Below are 16,179 nucleotides of genomic sequence, written 5' to 3' on the forward strand. Positions count from 1 at the left end.
CTCAGGCCGCCTCTGCGGCCCTGCCGAAATCGACCTCGGCGAAGGCTGACTTCAGCACCTCCGGTCCGGCACCCGGCCGTGTCGCCTCGGTGGAGAGGATCTGCCGGTAGCGGCGTGCACCGGGCAGGCCGTGAAACAGCCCGACCATGTGCCGGGTGACATGCCCGAGGCGTCCGCCCTGCTCGATATGGCGTGACGCGTAATCCGCCATGGCATCGATCAGCGCGGCAAAATCGAACGACTCAGCCGTGCTGCCGTAAAACGCGGCATCGATGCCGGTCAGTATCCCTGGCGTGTGATAGGCGGCGCGGCCGAGCATGGCGCCATCGACATGGTCGAGATGCGTCAGCGCCTCTGCGAGAGATTGAATGCCGCCGTTGATGCCGATGAATTTGTTTTGTTTTCTGGCTTTCAGCCGATAGACGCGGTCATAGTCGAGCGGGGGGATGTCACGATTTTCCTTTGGGCTCAGTCCTTCCAGCCAGGCCTTGCGGGCGTGCACCCACAGCGCGTCGGCGCCGGTCGCGAAAACACCATCGGCCAACGCATCGAGTGCCGGTTCCGGATCCTGCTCATCGACGCCGATGCGGCACTTGACGGTAACCGGTATTTTCACCGCCGCCTTCATCGCCGCAACGCAATCTGCGACGAGCACAGGCGCCTTCATCAGGCAGGCTCCGAAGGTGCCCGACTGGACGCGGTCGGACGGGCAGCCGACATTGAGGTTGATTTCATCATAGCCGAAGGCTTCGCCGATGCGCGCCGCCTCGGCCAGCTTTCCCGGATCGGCGCCGCCGAGTTGCAGCGCCACCGGATGCTCGCTGTCGTCGAAGCCAAGCAGGCGCTCGCGTGCGCCGTGGATGACCGCATCGGCCACCACCATCTCGGTGTAGAGCAGCGCCTCGCGCGTCAGCTGGCGATGGAAGAACCGACAGTGCCGGTCCGTCCAGTCCATCATCGGGGCCACGGCAACTTTGTGGCGTAACATATTCATTTTTCTAGTTTCTCTGTCTCAATCCGTCCGACACTCCGTTCGAATGACAGAGCAATTTGGCAAGAGATACAACACCTAACTAACGCGATATACGATTTTGCCGCCGCAACTGAAAGCAAATTGGCATGTCACAATGTCACTGTACGCACCAGTTAGATGCCTGCCGTGGAACGATGCACCGCCGGCGGCATACCAGTCAGCCAAGGCGAAGCGTGTTGCGGGCGATCTGCCACGCGTTCGACATGCCGCCGCGCCGCCGCCTCGTCCGGCTTGCGCGACCGGATTGCATCCATGATTTCGGTCATTCGGCGATCGCCGGCTTTCAGGACCCGACTTCCGGCGATGTCTTGCTGGAAGGAAAATCACTGCTTGCAGTGCCTTCGCACAAGCGCAACATCGGCATGGTGTTCCAACGCTACACGCTGTTTCCGCATCTGACGGTGGCCGAAAACGTCGCTTTTCCGCTGCGGGTTCGCCGCCGGCCGGACGCCGAGGTGAAGAAAAAAAAGGTCGCCGACATGCTGGCCCTGGCGCGGCTCGAAAGCTTTGCCGGGCGCTTACCCGGTGCGCTGTCGGGCGGCCAGCAGCAGCGCGTCGCGCTGGCCCGGGCGCTGGCCTACGATCCTCCGATCCTTTTGATGGACGAGCCATTGTCGGCGCTCGACAAGAAGCTGCGCGAGGAAATCCAGGGCGAAATCCGCCGCATCCATCGCCAGAGCGGCATCACTATTCTCTACGTCACCCACGATCAGGAAGAGGCGCTGCATCTGTCGGACCGAATCGCCCTGTTCAAGGATGGCCGCATCGAGCAGACCGGCACCGGCGAGGATCTCTATCTCGGGCCGGCGACCGATTTCGTTGCCGGCTTCATCGGCAATTCGAATTTCCTCGCTGCCGAACATCTCGGCACCACCAACGGCACGACAACGATCCGCATGACAGACGGTTCGGTCATATCCGGCGTCAGGGCCAACGGCACGTTCGGCAAAGGCCAGAAGACCAGGCTGATGATCCGGCCCGAAGCCTTTAGCATGGAGCGGAGCCCGGCGAGCGCGGAACTGAATGTCGAGATCGTCGACATCGCATTTTACGGCGAGCGCCGGCGGATCGTCGCGCGCATCGCCGCTGGACAGGAGGTTGACATCAGGCCGACCTCCGCCGCCATGCAATCGCGTGTCGCCCTGCACCCGGCAGGTCTTTTTCGATCCGGCTGCTGCATTCCTGTTTCCGGCCTGACTAAGCCGCGATGGATCGCCGCCCTTCAACGCTTCGCAGCGATGGAAGCGTGCTTGGGAGCAAGCCGCGGTTAGGCCCATCATCAGCTTCGGTCGGCAAGCGCGCAACGTGATCGACGCTGCAGTCGGCTGATTGGATGGCGGGCGCAACTCCTGTATCCATTGACAGTCGTCATGCTCGGTTGGAAGATGAAGAAGGTCAGCGGCGATAGCCATACGGGAAGGCAATGGTCCAACCGCCAGATACCGGACACCATCCTGGCAGCGTCGTCGCGGTCATCGTCATTTGTTTGATCATCGTTGCTTTGTTCTTCATAGGCTTCAGATACTCAAGGCCGGGCCAGGGTACTCTCGTTATTCCTGGCGGTACGCAGCAGCAACCGTGAGTCCGCCCCATGGCGCCCGCTGATGTGGAGCCGTTCTCGGGCTGCCAAAAGTAGCCGGCGGGACTGGGGGACGCAGCAGAATGGTCCGGCGCTTCGCAGCCGGTCCTTTGCTTCCCGACACGGCTTTCCTTTCCCACCTAAACAACCAAGCCTGGCCGGCGTGGTATCGACCATGCTGGGAGATGACGAGCCCTCATCCACCAGGCACTAGACGGCCCTGATCAGCCGGAGCAAAGAAAGCGCTTCGAAAAAGGTCCCTTTGCGAAAGGCGAGATAGGTCGGCTCTTCGACACCATGGAACCGGCGCTTGAAGGCCGCCTGCCCCTGCAGGTTGAAGCGGGTGCGATTGACCCACGGCGATTCATAGGCACGCTGGAAGGCGCGCCGCCAGAAATCGCTTTCGGCAAACCCGCTAGGTCCGATTTCGACAAGCGGCGACAGGCCGAGGGTGACCACGGAAACACCTTCGTCGCGAAAGCGGTCGACCGCGAATTTGGTCAGGCCGATCTCGGCATGCGCCGAGGCATCGATGTGCTTGCGCTTGAACGAGGTGGTGTAGCCGATGACCTTGCCGTCGCTGAACAGCGGATCGAAATCCAGCAAGGCCACGAGCTCTCCATCCGGACCGTGCAGGACGAAACGGCGCATATCGACGCCAAGGTGATCGGCAAAAGGCCTGTTGAGAAACCTCATCTCCCAGCGCTTGACGATGCGGTCGGCCCGCCAATTCTGGGAGAGCCTGGCAATCTCGTCGAGGAAGACGGTCCCATTGTCCTCCGCGAAGGAAAACCCCTTCCTCAAGAGCCAGCGTTCGGAATAACGCACTGTCTCATTGCGCTTTCCGGAAAAGTCGTGGCCGGGCAGGACAAGCCTGGTGTCGACGCCGAGGCGGTTGACCTGATAGCCAAGTCCGGCAAGCACGTGCGCCGTCTGTTCGCCGATCTGCACGAACCACGGGCTGCCGGCAACCTCGATGAAACGTTCGATATAGTCGCGCCGATCGGCCGGGGCAGCCATTGGATCACCGAGCGCGAAGTGATGTCGCGTTTTGGTTCCGTAAGCGATGTAGCCCTGGGCATCGCCGAAGTAGTGAAGCCCCTTCTGCACGGCGGTCGAATAGGCAAGGGAAAAATCACCATGGCGACGGACCAGCGCCAGGCGCTCGACATGGTTCAGCCGCAGCCGCGGTATTTTAGGCCCGCGGTTTTCCAGGAAACGATCGAGGCGTCTTCGCAGTGACGACATGGTCGACCTTCGCGTGCCGGCTAGGCCGATGAAAGAGCTGACGGACCCCAAACCGATCATATTGCCGCGAGCTGATCCTTATCTCAGCGCGTCATGCTTCCCCAGCCGGAACCGCCAGATTCCTAGGCGCAATCTGCCCCGGTCCCGCCCCGAGGCGGCACCACGCGTTGTTGCCGACGCCGATGCCACTTCGGAAGCGCCCAGGTCACCTGCCAAACACGATGCTCTTATCGAACTGCGCTCTGAGAAGATTCTGCCTGATCGGAAGCCAGGAACTCGTCGCGTTCTGCTATCCACAAGTCGGCATAGTCGACATTCTGCCACTCGGCAAACCACGGGCCGCCGCTCGTATAGTGGACCGCCTTAGGTGTGCCGACAGCAGGCTTTTCGTTCCAGCCTTCGAGCCAATTCCACTCTACCGGCAATGAACCCAAATCTTTGTCGGCAACCCACTGCATTCGGTGAAGATAGGCGCCACTTTCCTGATTCACGACCTCTGGCGTGAGCGATTTGACCGAAGGATGCGCGCAATTGAACAGCATCAGCGACGACCAGTTTTTCCGAGGATAGGATGTCTGGACCACGCCATCCATCTTGGTTGTGGCCTTCGGCGTATAGTCATGCTGGACGCAATAGACCGCCTTGTCCGAGTCCGTATATTTCAGCAGGCCAGCGACGTCACCAAGCCACAGAAAATCGCAATCACAAAACAGGGCCCAACCCGTGTAGTCGGCGAGAAAAGGCGTGAGGAAGCGCGTGTAGGTGAACTCCGTCGAGGCGAGTGGATCTTTTTCCCGCCAATACAGCCTGCGGGCACGCATCTCGTCTTGTTTGATCGGAATGACGGAGACAGGCGCCGACGCATGTTTGAGCAGCGAGTGTCGCGCGACGTCGTACGCGATCGGCTCACGGCTGTCCCATCCGATAAATACCCTAAACGCATCAGTCATATTCACTACCCTGGCTTTCGATTTTAACGGTCGTACACTAACTAGTTGGCGATGGCTCGGCAACAATTGCGGTCAACCGAGCCGGTTTCTCACAGATTTGTCCTGGCCTCAGCCTTGCTTTTTTGGGTGGACCTGACCTCGCATTTCCAATGCGACACGCGCCCATTTCTGATAGGTGTAGCTGGCCGAATACGCGGCCACCATCGCACCAATGGAACCGTCCAGAAATCCCAGCCGGAAAATATAGCTGCGCACATAGGCCCAGACGGAACGCAAAACTGCCTTGCCTATCGAGCTTTTTCTGCCCTCGGCAAGCAGCTGCGCGGCGGATGCTTCTGCGTACCGGCCGATCTTGTCATGGGCATCTGCCAGGTCGGTGATCGAGTCGTGCTCGATCGGCTGGGACAATCGCCCGACCTTTCCGTTCAGCACTACTTTCTCGTGCACGGTGTCGTCGCTGAAGCGCCCGGAGCGGCGACGGAAGAGCCTGAGCACCAGATCGGGCGACCAGCCACTATGGCGGACAATGTGCCCGCAAAAGCGCGATCTTCTCGGTATTTCGAAGCCGTCATAGGCTTTTGGGTCGGCGATTGCGGCCCTGATTTCCGCGCCGAGCGGCGCCTCCACCCACTCATCGGCATCCAGCGAGAGGATCCAATCCCCCGTTGCCGCGGCCAGCGCACGGTTTTTTTGCGCGCCGAAACCGGGCCAATCAAGGGTCATCAAAACCTTGGCCCCCAAGTCACCGGCAATCTCCCTGGTGCTGTCGCTGCTGTCATTGTCGAGAACGATGATTTCGTCTGCAAAATCCACCGAGCGAAGGCAGCGCGCGATGGACGCCTCCTCGTTGCGGGTGATGATAATGACCGAGAGCGCCGGCACGGTCAGAAGGTTCCGGCATCAAAGCTGCCACTGTCATTCGAATGCATCTGCAGCATCGGCTCCCGGCCCGTTAGCACATTGAGGGTACTAATCTATTCAACAAAGTCGAAAATCATTTCAGATCAAGGCTTTCATACAGCGCCATCATTCGCTTGATCATGACATTGAAATCATAGTGTTCGGCCGCCGCTCTCACCCGGGCTCCGGTTTCAGGTCGTGACGCCAACTGCAGCGCGTGGGCGAGCGCTGCTGCGAGGTCACTTTCGCTGGCCGCATCGCAAACGAGCGTCGGCTCGAACCGCTCGACAAGCTCGCGCGCTCCACAGCCGGTGCTTACCACGGCGGGCAAGCCGCTGGCCATCGCTTCGATGACCACTGTGCCGAAAGGATCATAGATGGAAGGCAGCACGGCAATATCGGCCGCGCCGTACCACGGCAGCATGTCTTTCTGCGGCCCCAGCATCTTGAGCCGTGCGCCGAGACCGAGCCTGTTACCGGCCTGCCTGAAGGCGTTGGCGCGCGAATCATGGCCGATGACCCACAATTCCGGCTCGCCATCGAGCGTGGCGACAGCCTTCATCAGTGCAAGCAGTCCTTTTCGCGCAAAGCCCGAGCCGACAAACAGGACGACCGGCCTGTTTTCGTCGACGTCGAGCCGCGCGCGGAGCGCGGCCCGATGCTGTTGGCGCAGTTGCGGATTGAAGCGGTCGAGGTCCACCCCGTTGGGAATATGGTGCACATTTTCGGCCGGATAATCATAGTGACGGACAATGTCCTCGGCGACCATCTTCGAAATCGCTATGACAGCTTTGAGCCGTAGGCTGGCATAGGTTGCGCGCTCGAGGCGCAGCGTCTGGCGGTGAAAGGGGCTCAGCGCCATTGCCGCCCTGCCAAGCCGCGTCTCGAAACGCCGCCGTTCGGCAAGATAGGCGGCATGAACGCCCTCCCCGGCCCGGAAAACATCGCAGCACGGGAGGCGATCGTTGCTCTGCACCAGCGCGGGTGGCATCTCGGCGATCTTGCGGCAGGCGGCTTGAGCAAAGGACGCCGCCCGCAGCGAACGCGGAAAGCGGCGGCCGGCGCAATGGATGAATTCTATGCCTTCATAGCGCGGCCAGTCGCCGGAGAGCACGGCCACCGACCGCTGACGCGCGGCAAATGCAGCCATGATGTTTTCCAGCATGATCTCGCCGCCGCCAAAGGGCGCATAACGCTGGCGCACGAACAGGATCGGCCTGTCGAATTGATTTTCGATGCCACGAATGCCGGCATGCATTGGGTCAGGGCTCCGGCCTTGTTGCCATCTGACGATGTCTATAGAGGCCAGCGCGCATCGGCAACAGTTGGAGAGCTCACTCGCGGAACTCAGAACAGGCCTGTGTCCATTGTCCGCGACTGCTTGCGATTTGCCTGACGGTGCTGCATGTAGAAATTAACTGCAAACAGCGGATCAGCGCCAGCTCCAGCCGGATAGTGACCGCTATGAGGGGGAATCGACGGCTTGAGCAAAGCAACCTGGCCCGCCATTGTCCGCCGGACGATTACCGACACCGCCATATATCGGCTGAGACACACCTTCGGAAGACGGGCAGAAGTGTCATCGCTGCGGCCGATAACGCCCCTCAAAGTGAATGACCTGCCTTTGATCCTCGTCATCCGCAACGAGGCGGACAGGCTACGCCCGTTCCTGAAGCACTATCGCGAGCTCGGCGTCACCAGATTCGCCGTCCTCGATGATCGCTCAACCGACGGAACAGCTGAGCTTCTGGCCGAGCAGCCAGATGTCGATCTATTCAGCTCGCCGCTCACCTATTCTCAGTCGGACCTGGGAAACCTTTGGCGGCAGCGTCTTGTGCAGATTTATGGTCAGCCTCGCTGGTATCTGACCGTCGATGCGGACGAATATCTTGTCTATAACGGCATGGATCAGAATCCGCTCGGCGCGATGGCCGCCTGGCTCAAGCGGCGCGGAATGACACGCCTGCTGGCGCCGATGATCGACATGTATCCGAGCGGAAACATCTGGGACGTACCCTTCGATCCCATCGTGCCGCCATGGCAGGTTGCGGACCATTTCGACGGCAGCGGCTATGAGGTGACGAGGAGCCCCCGGCATCTCAAGATCACAGGCGGCCCGAGGACCCGGCTTTTCGCCAGGCAGCACAAGTTGACCAAGTTTCCTCTGATATATGTTGATCGCCAGACGATTTTTACGTCGATTCACGCACCGCTGCCCTACTGGCGAAACTATATAAAGGGATTGGCCGGCCTGCTTCATTTCAAGTTCTTCGCCGATTTCAACGACAAGGCGCAGGTCGCGGTGGCGGAAGGTCAGTATTGGAACGGCGCTTCCAAATATCGCCAGTATCATGAGGTATCGAGCGGTAAAGCCGCTCTCAGCGCGATGAGCGAACAGTCAATGCTGTACGAAGGCGCTCACAGCCTATTCCAAACGGGTTTGATCGACAAAATTGATTGGTAGACGGCACTCCGGCAGATGCCGAACCAACATCATGCATAACCGAACGCTTTCATGAGCTGGGCACCTCGTCCTTGTACCAGGTCCTGTAACTCGGCGTTTCCAAGTTCGGAGCGCCATCTCCCGCTCCCGTCATAGATTGGCTGATTGACCTGGTGGTTCCGGAGCACCTCGTGTGGCGTCTCGACGCTGGCGTCGGTCGGCTTGAACCATTGCTGCGGGTTCTTGTGGTAGTCGAGGAGATCCGGGCTGAAGGTCACATCAAGAAAGCCGCATATCTGCTCGACCACTTTGGCCGGTTTCTCGACCAGATCCTCATAGCGATAGATCAGCACATCCGGCTTTCCCCGTTCCGCGAGAACCAGCGCATTATCGTTGATCCAGCGGTCGAGAGCCTCCTGTGGGTCGTCAAGTCGTTTCGTCAGCGACGCCACGACGTCGCGCCCGTCTCGCACCGGCATGATGAAACGCGCGCCGGGCACGAGCCGGCGAATGCGGGCCACACGGCGGATATGCCGCGGCGTCTTTTCAAGCAGCACGTTCTTTCCAGCCTCGCGCGCCGCCCGCTTCAGTTTCCAGAAGCGGAACATGGCCAGTGGCGTCCACTTGAAGAAAATGTTGGTTTCCTGGAGCGGCAGGTAGACGTCAGGATGCGACGCAAGGATCGTTGCAATCAACGTCGTCCCGCTATGGCCGCAGCCGCAAATGAATCCGGTCCGCATCACCATGTCGGCAATGCCCCCTAACCCAAGGCGACCCGGGCGCGGTTATCGACGCGAGCATAGCACAAGCCGTTCGTGCTAAAGACCTTGTCCAGCTTCTCCCAATATTCGAACTTGGCCAACTGCTCGTCACAATAGGCCACGTCGTTCTCGGAAAGATATTCGCCGTAACCGCCTATCTTACCCTTGCGCACCTTGAAGCTTTCGGGATCATTCGCATCGCGCGGCTGTAATATCTTGCCGTATCGATCGGACAGATCACCGGTCGATTCACTCACTTTCATCTTGTCGAAGGTTCGGTTGTTCGCCACGTCGACAAGCGTCTGATCGTCAGCCTGCTGGTTCAGGAATCCAAGGATCGCGCGAAGGACACCAGCCGTATCCCGATGCATATCTTCATATTGAAGATACCGGATTTCGCGCATCCGGGGCATGGCTGCGAACCATTGCAGATTGAACCTGATGATCTTTTCAATCCCATGATTGTCGCTTCTGATAAAATCACTGAACGATCCGGCTGGAAGCATGTGGCGCTTCTGAACCTGAAAGTACCCTGAGACCACCGTATCTCTTGGGTCGCGAACAAGCATTATTGTTCTTCTCTTCTTGTATCGAGATTTATTCTCCTTGAGGCTCGATTTTGGTCGAAGTAACTTGTGGTCGGTTCCGTCGTGAATGTATTGAACTTCAACCCCGAGATCATCCAGCATGACACGCAGCCACGTGCGCCCTGATTTTGGAAAGGATACGATAAGAGGAAGAGCCGGCGCTTTGGCCTGGAAAAATTTTAGAAAGGACATGGGAGAGACCTCCTTTAGATTATCAGAGCTGGCGCCCGAACCGCTGCCGGCCAGACCAACCCCATTACTGGGCGCCTAAGCCTACGGCTGATTCGAACACAAGGCAGAAATACCGGCAAGAATTGCGATCCTCTGCGGGGCGAATTGGCCTTTACTATATCCCGGTTCGGAATGCCTTATGTTTTTTGGCCTGTTGCGACGAGTGTTCGACACGGGCGCTCCATTCCGCGATCCGTCGGCCGAACGCTTAATGCGGATCGCGTCGATGCGTATTCAGTGACGCGCTTTCGGACGACATGCATTAGCCACTCACTTTTGTGATCCATGGCGCCAGGATGGCCTCGGCCTCGCTCATCACCACGGACCAGGGGCGTTCCCGTTTCGAGACCAGCACGGCCGATGGATAGTAGGGCGTGCGGTCGCCCTCGACCGGCCAGGAGCGCTTGAAGCCGTCGCCCAGAATGAAAACCGAGGGGATGCCGAGCGCGCCCGCCAGATGCGCTCCGGTATTGCTGATGGTCACCACGGCGTCCATCGCGGCAACCTGCGCGGCGAAAAGGTCCATGTCGACGAGCTGATCGACCGATCTGTCATAAAGGATGCGCTCCGGCTCACCGTCGGTCAGGATCTTCAGATCGGTCTCGATCTGGCCGTACTGCAGCGAGACGAACCGGAGGTCCGGGCGGCCGATCAGGTTTCGCCAGGCGGCAAGCGGCGGCAGGTCTTTGCCGGGATTGGAGCTGCCCCATGCGATACCGACCAACGGCCGCCCTTCCTTCCGGTAGCGGGCGCGAAGTTCAGCGACCCGGGCCGGATCCGGCTTAAGGGGCACGAAATGCTCGCGGATCGTTGCCTCGTCGGTCTCGAAAACGGCAGTCAGATGCTGGACGCCGGCGAAGGCCTGCGCCTCGGCATAGACGGCCTTGCCGCCAGCGCCGACCGGCCGCACATCGGCAGTTGGAAAAGTGCGCTGAAAGAGCGGTACCAGGCGGCGCTCGACAAGGACGATCGAACAGGCGGCGCGCGCCAGGGCACAGCCGACGGAGCTCGCATGATGGATCGCGGTGGCCAGACCCTGCTTTTCCGTTTCCATCAGATCGATCAGCAACGTCTGGCCAGAAATATCCTGGCCCAGCCACTCGCCATCGACGCGGCCGTTGACGATGTGGCGTCGTGCAATCCTGAGTTCGGCGGCTGCGCCATAGGCGCCCATCCGCATCAGCGCCTTGCTGAGCTCGTCGAGCAGGTGGACCTCGCCCCTCGATTTTGCAATGGATCCAAGAGCCAGGGCTTTCGGCAGTGCCGCCGGCCAATCGCGGGACTCGACGCTCCGCCGATAATCCGCCATCTGATCGGCAATGTCGCCGTCACGCCAGCGAAGGAAGAGCTGCCGCCGGTGACGTCGGAACCAGACCTTGTATTTGTAGCCTGCAAGCGCGACAGCGCGGCGCAACCGGCCGAGAAGTAGGCTACCTTCCATCGCCAGCTCCGCCGATGATTTGCATGAGGCGTCCGCCTGCTTCCTGCACTGCCGACGCCCAGGCTCGGCCGCCTTTTCGGACCAGTCGAACGCTCGGATATGCGGCGACGGTCTCGCCGAAGGCAGGCCAGGACAGTCGAAACCCGTCGTCGAGCATGACAACCGTCGGCACGCCGAGCGCTCCCGCCAGGTTGGCACCGGTATTGCTGATCGTCACCACCGCGTCGAGCGCCGCGATTTGGGCGGCAAAGCGGTCCATGTCCGTCAACTGATCGACGGAAGCATCATGGATGATGCGCCCCGGCGCGTGGCGCTTAAACTCGGAGAGGGCCGGCCCGACATCGCCATATTGCAAGCTGACGAGGCGCCCCGGCAGGCTGGCGAACAGCGTCCGCCAGTCGTCCAGGGCCGGCAGATCCTTGCTCTTGTTGAGGCTTCCCCAGGCAAATCCGATCAGGGGACCTGGGCCGCCATCGAGATAGGTGCCGCGCAGCTCGGCAACCAGTCGGCGGTCCGGCTCCAGCGGAACGAAGGGCGCGCGTGCCGCCGGGTCGTCCGGCCAGAAATGCTTTGCGAGTGTCTCGAAACCGGCAACGACATCGGCGTCCACTGCCGCCATGTCCTCTTCCCCTTCAATCCTGACATCGAGCGCAGGATATGTTCTGCGATAAAGCGGTGCCAGTCGCGGCTCGACGAAGACGATGCATCGACCGGCAGCCGCGACGACTGGACCAAGCAGCGACGCGAACTGGAAAAAGATCGCCAGGTCGCCTTCGCGACGATCGACGAGAAGCGTGCGACCCGCAAGATCACTGCCATCCCAATCGGGTCTGCCGCGCTGCTTGCTCGCCGCCATCAACTGCCAGATGCGATTTCCTCCGTCGAGACGCCTCAGTCCGCGCCCCGCTTTCTTGATCAGGCCGAGATCGCCAAGCTGCTCACCAAGCGCGCCAAGCGCCAGTGCATGGTCGCGAGCAGTTTGCCAGTCACCACGCTGCACGCTTTCCTCCATCAGCCTCATATGCCTTTCGGCACTTTCGTCGGCGTGGCGCGAGGGCCGTCTAAGAAGTTCCTTTGCCCGCTCGAGAACCTTCTGCAGCCGCTTGCCGGCGGCGCCTTGCGGGCGCAGATCGGCGGTTTTTGCTTTCTGAAGGACGGTTCGTCTGTTCTGCACGGCGATGTTCTATCGTCCTCGGGGAGCGTCGGAAAGCGCCGTCAGGATCGATGAGAGCCGCCGGCCGGCCTCGTCGAGCACCAGCGACCAAGTGCGCCCCTCCTTGCGAATGACAATGCCCTTCGGATACCAGGGTGTCCGGTCGCCGGTCACCGGCCATGCCGTCTGAAAATTATCGTCGATGAGGAAAACAGTCGGCACGCCAAGGGCTCCGGCAAGATGGGCCGCCGTATTGCTGATCGTCACGACAGCATCGAGTGCGGCGACCTGTGCCGCGAAACCGTCCATGTCGACCATCTGGTCGACGCCGTCGTCAAAGATCAGACGCGCGTCATTGCCGCTGCGAAGGCGCCGCAACGCCGGCTTGATCTGTCCGTACTGGAGCGAAACGAAGGTCGCTTGTGTCTGGGCGATGAACCGTGCCCATTCAGGAAAATCAGGCACGTCCTTGGTGTGGGATTTGCTGCCCCAGGAGAGGCCGACCAGCGGCAGATCCGTCATCGCCCGATAGCGCTTGCGGAATGTCTCGACGTGTTCAGGATCTGCCCGCAGCGGCACGAAGTCGGCAGCAAGCTTTTCGGCATCGCGTCCGAACACCCAGGCGAGATCTTCGAAAGTCGCACGTTTGTTGGCGACCACATCCCGCTGCGCCGGGACCACGGTCGCCTTCGGGAACGTTCGCTGCAGAATTGGTACCAGGCGCGGCTCGACCCGGATTGTTGCGCTTTGCGCATAGGCAGCGGCAGCGCCGGCCAGTCGCGCGTGGCGGATAACCCGGCCAAGGCTGCGCGGGTCATCCTCCACAAGGTCGATCAGCAGTGTATCCGATCCGAGATTCTCGCCGGTCCACTCGTTCGCGCTTTTCCCTTTCCGCAGCCGGCGAGCGGAAAGCCGAAGCTCAGCTGCCCGCGCAAAGTTGCCAAGCCGTTCGAATGCCTGGCCCGCCTTCTGCATCAGCTCCGGGTCGCGATTATGATCGGCCGCGACAGCTATCTCATTGGTACCGGCTTCAAGGCCTTTCCAGTCCCTGCGAACGATCAGGGCCTCAACCTTGGCTTGCAGCTCAAGAATGGACCGCGGCTGCTTGGGGCCGGAAAACAACCTGCGCACCGCCTTTTTGTACCGGCGCACCTGAAGGCCCAGTCCACCAATCACATACCGAACATAGGAACCGTGATAAAAGCTGGTCATCGGCCCTCAGCGCAATATGCTCTGCCGCAGCTTTTTGCCGCTTTCGACCATCGGATCGGGCGCCTCCAGGTGGAATATCGAACGATATATCTCGCTGTGCTTGGCAAGCTGGTCATGCGTTCCAGCATCGACAAGCTGTCCGGCGTCAAACACGAGAATACGATCGGCCGCCTTAATTGTAGACAGCCTGTGCGCAATGCAGATCACTGTGCGCTGAAATGTGTTGTCGAAGGCTGCCTCCATGACTGCCCGTTCGTTTTCACCGTCAAGCGCCGATGTCGCTTCATCATAGACGATTACCGCAGCATTCTTGAGCAGGGCGCGTGCGATGGCGACGCGCTGTTTCTGCCCGCCCGACAGATTAGTGCCGCTCGGCCCGACAAGCGTGTCGAGCCCGTTTTCGAGCGCCGAAGCAAAGCTGGTGACCCGGGCGAGGTTCGCAGCGGACTCGATTTCCTGATCCGTGGCGCTCGGGCGGCCGTCGCGAATGTTGTCGCGGATCGAGCCTTCGAACAGGAAGACGTCCTGTGACACCAGTGCGATATTGTCGCGAACGTCGGCCAGGCTGATCTTCGAAATGTCCTTTCCGTCGATCAGGATCCTGCCCTTGTCCGGCTCCATCAGGCGCAGGATCAGATTGACGATGGTGGTCTTGCCGGCGCCGGAGCGGCCGACGATCGCCAGCTTCTCACGAGGTCGCACGTCGAAGGAAACACCCTCGAGCGCGGGGCTGTTGCCGTCATAGGAAAAGGCCACATCTTCAAAGCGGATACCACCATCGACGTCGGCCAGGCGCTCGCCCGCGATTGCACGTCGCCGCTGCTCGGGCGTGTCGATCAAATCATACATCTGTTCGACGGCGACCATTTGCTTCTGGATGTCGACATTGACCCGGGCCAACCGCTTGGCAGGCTCATAGGCAAGCAGGAACGCGGTAATAAAGGCCATGAATTCGCCGGGCGTCTTGCCGTTGCCGAGGGTCTGCCAGCTGGCGTACATAACGAAAAGCCCGATGATCACGCCGCCGCCGGTCTCCATCAATGGGCTCATCAATGCTGACGTCCGGTTGATCTGGATGCCACGTCTTTCCATCTTGCGGACGGCCTTTGCAAAGCTGGCAACCGCCTTGTCCTCGAGCTGGAAGGATTTGATGGTGCGGATGCCTTCGACGGCTTCCGTGCCGATCGACTGGACCTGTGCGGCCAATTCCGTCTCGCCCCTCGCCAGCGCCTTGAGCTTCCTGGTTATCGCGCCGACTGATAGGAACAGCATCGGCAGAACCGCCACGGATATCAGCGACATCACCGGGTCCTGCTTGACCATGACGCTGGCCAACGCAATCAGTGTCAGCAGATCAGAGACGGCGCTGCTCGTGAGGGTGAGAATAACGGTCGCCCCGGCGCGCGCGTTGAACATGATTTTGGAGATAAATTTTGCCGGATGCTGGTTCGCGAAACGGCTGATGTCGAAATACACCATTCGGGAAAATTGACGGTTTTGAAGGTCTGAAACGATAGCCCGGCGAATCTTCCCCGTGGTGATGGTCTGGCAGTAGGCAGCTATGCCCTTGACCAGGAAAATGCCGATGATGACGACGCTGATACCCGATACAGCGGCAGCGTCTCGCTCGACATAGATGGTGTTGATCATGACTTTCATGATCCAGGCCGCTGCCCCGGTCGCCGCAGCAGCAGCGATCGAGCACAGCAAACCTGTCACATACAGCATCTTGTGCGGCGGCAGATTTTCGCCAATCAGACGCTTGATCAGCGGATATGCTGGGGCAGTTGATACTCGTTTCTTTGCAATCATCTCGTCGCCGCCCGTTGCGATCCCGTCCGGTCTTCGTGTTGTCTTGAAGCGCGAAACGGTTTCGATCACCTGTCTGTGGCTTCGTTCCCGACCGCAGTCAATGCCGAACCGGATCCTTGCACGTCATCGGCTTGCGACCGTCGGTTCCTCGCGTACGAGCATAGCGGACCCAGCCACGCGGCTCTTGCGCCATTCGCCGTCGGCGGCGCTATGCCCGGTCAGTGTTTCCCGAGGACCATGAGATGGCTTCCAAGAGGCGAGGTGTGATTGCTTTTGATTGAAAAGCCCACATCCGAAAGCACCGCGATCATCTCTCTATCCTTGCCAGGAGGAACGCGGGCAACGATCGTTTGAGCACGCCTGGCGATATCGCACAGCACGCGTCGCGCCTTATCCGCGCCGAGGCTCCACTGCATGTGATGGTAGACCGCCAGCAGCATGACGATGTCATACTGCCGTTGGAGAACATTTTGCAGCTTCCGGCTGCCAAGATCGAGACAATCGAACCGGCTTTGAACCGGACAACCCAGGAAGATCATCCTGGCCGTCTCGATATGCGGCTTGAGAATGTCGATCCCATGGATCGAAGTCGGTCCTAGCTTGGATATCTCATAGGCGACAACACCCATGTTGCAGCCAACATCGAGAATGGACTTCCCGGCGTAGTCGACCTCTGCTGAGAATAGGCCGTCCAGTCGGTCGTCCCACGTTCCCTTGAATCTCTTTTGCTTATTTGACCACCACAAATCATTGTTCTCCAAAAGCGGCGCCGGACTGGTTTCCTTGACGGAGGACGACTGTGCGCTGGGCCTTGGCCCCGGACCAGTTG

Annotated in this window: 14 protein-coding genes; 2 read left to right on the forward strand and 12 right to left on the reverse strand. The window is 60.1% G+C overall.

Annotation, left to right across the window (positions count from 1 at the left end):
* Window position 1: 1 nt before the first annotated feature.
* The gene (gene dusA / locus NKH78_RS14955) at window positions 2-994 is read right to left on the reverse strand and encodes a tRNA dihydrouridine(20/20a) synthase DusA (RefSeq protein WP_502899804.1); all 993 of its coding nucleotides are present in this window, start codon (window positions 992-994) and stop codon (window positions 2-4) included.
* A 215-nt stretch (window positions 995-1,209) separates the two neighbouring features.
* Here dusA and NKH78_RS14960 point away from each other — a divergent pair, with 215 nt between their 5' ends.
* Window positions 1,210-2,304, forward strand: a complete 1,095-nt coding sequence (locus tag NKH78_RS14960) for an ABC transporter ATP-binding protein (RefSeq protein WP_352736495.1) — start codon at window positions 1,210-1,212, stop codon at window positions 2,302-2,304.
* A 518-nt stretch (window positions 2,305-2,822) separates the two neighbouring features.
* Here NKH78_RS14960 and NKH78_RS14965 read toward each other — a convergent pair.
* The 4 genes from NKH78_RS14965 to NKH78_RS14980 form a co-directional block, all read right to left on the reverse strand.
* The gene (locus NKH78_RS14965) at window positions 2,823-3,860 is read right to left on the reverse strand and encodes a phosphatidylglycerol lysyltransferase domain-containing protein (protein ID WP_352736497.1); all 1,038 of its coding nucleotides are present in this window, start codon (window positions 3,858-3,860) and stop codon (window positions 2,823-2,825) included.
* A gap of 227 nt (window positions 3,861-4,087) precedes the next feature.
* Complete coding sequence (locus NKH78_RS14970; RefSeq protein WP_254817270.1) at window positions 4,088-4,810, reverse strand: glycosyltransferase; 723 nt, start codon at window positions 4,808-4,810, stop codon at window positions 4,088-4,090.
* Window positions 4,811-4,918: 108 nt separating this feature from the next.
* Window positions 4,919-5,692: a glycosyltransferase family 2 protein gene (locus NKH78_RS14975; protein ID WP_352736499.1), complete on the reverse strand. Its 774-nt coding sequence runs from the start codon at window positions 5,690-5,692 to the stop codon at window positions 4,919-4,921.
* 112 nt (window positions 5,693-5,804) lie between these two features.
* Entirely contained in the window at window positions 5,805-6,968 is a 1,164-nt protein-coding gene (locus NKH78_RS14980) for a glycosyltransferase family 4 protein (protein WP_352736501.1), read from the reverse strand.
* Between the two features lie 225 nt (window positions 6,969-7,193).
* Here NKH78_RS14980 and NKH78_RS14985 point away from each other — a divergent pair, with 225 nt between their 5' ends.
* Window positions 7,194-8,174, forward strand: coding sequence for a glycosyltransferase family 2 protein (locus NKH78_RS14985; protein WP_352883166.1), 981 nt, complete (start codon window positions 7,194-7,196; stop codon window positions 8,172-8,174).
* Between the two features lie 29 nt (window positions 8,175-8,203).
* Here NKH78_RS14985 and NKH78_RS14990 read toward each other — a convergent pair whose 3' ends face one another.
* The 7 genes from NKH78_RS14990 to NKH78_RS15020 form a co-directional block, all read right to left on the reverse strand.
* Window positions 8,204-8,893: a sulfotransferase family protein gene (locus NKH78_RS14990; RefSeq protein ID WP_352507291.1), complete on the reverse strand. Its 690-nt coding sequence runs from the start codon at window positions 8,891-8,893 to the stop codon at window positions 8,204-8,206.
* Between the two features lie 20 nt (window positions 8,894-8,913).
* Window positions 8,914-9,693 (reverse strand): sulfotransferase domain-containing protein, encoded by a 780-nt coding sequence (locus NKH78_RS14995; RefSeq protein ID WP_352736505.1) that lies wholly within the window; start codon window positions 9,691-9,693, stop codon window positions 8,914-8,916.
* 301 nt (window positions 9,694-9,994) lie between these two features.
* A complete protein-coding gene (locus tag NKH78_RS15000; protein ID WP_352736507.1) occupies window positions 9,995-11,173 on the reverse strand; it encodes a glycosyltransferase family 9 protein in 1,179 nt (392 codons plus the stop codon).
* On the reverse strand, window positions 11,163-12,347 hold the full coding sequence (locus NKH78_RS15005) for a glycosyltransferase family 9 protein (RefSeq protein WP_352736509.1): 1,185 nt from the start codon (window positions 12,345-12,347) through the stop codon (window positions 11,163-11,165). The genes NKH78_RS15000 and NKH78_RS15005 overlap by 11 nt, the downstream gene beginning before the upstream one ends.
* Before the next feature lie 9 nt (window positions 12,348-12,356).
* Entirely contained in the window at window positions 12,357-13,538 is a 1,182-nt protein-coding gene (locus tag NKH78_RS15010) for a glycosyltransferase family 9 protein (RefSeq protein ID WP_352736511.1), read from the reverse strand.
* 6 nt (window positions 13,539-13,544) lie between these two features.
* Window positions 13,545-15,419 carry an ABC transporter ATP-binding protein gene (locus NKH78_RS15015; protein ID WP_352736513.1) on the reverse strand — a complete coding sequence of 625 codons (1,875 nt, stop codon included), beginning with the start codon at window positions 15,417-15,419 and terminating at the stop codon, window positions 13,545-13,547.
* A 149-nt stretch (window positions 15,420-15,568) separates the two neighbouring features.
* Entirely contained in the window at window positions 15,569-16,111 is a 543-nt protein-coding gene (locus NKH78_RS15020) for a class I SAM-dependent methyltransferase (protein WP_352736515.1), read from the reverse strand.
* Between the last annotated feature and the right edge of the window lie 68 nt (window positions 16,112-16,179).

Source organism: Mesorhizobium sp. M0910 (assembly GCF_040319465.1).
Taxonomy (GTDB): domain Bacteria; phylum Pseudomonadota; class Alphaproteobacteria; order Rhizobiales; family Rhizobiaceae; genus Mesorhizobium.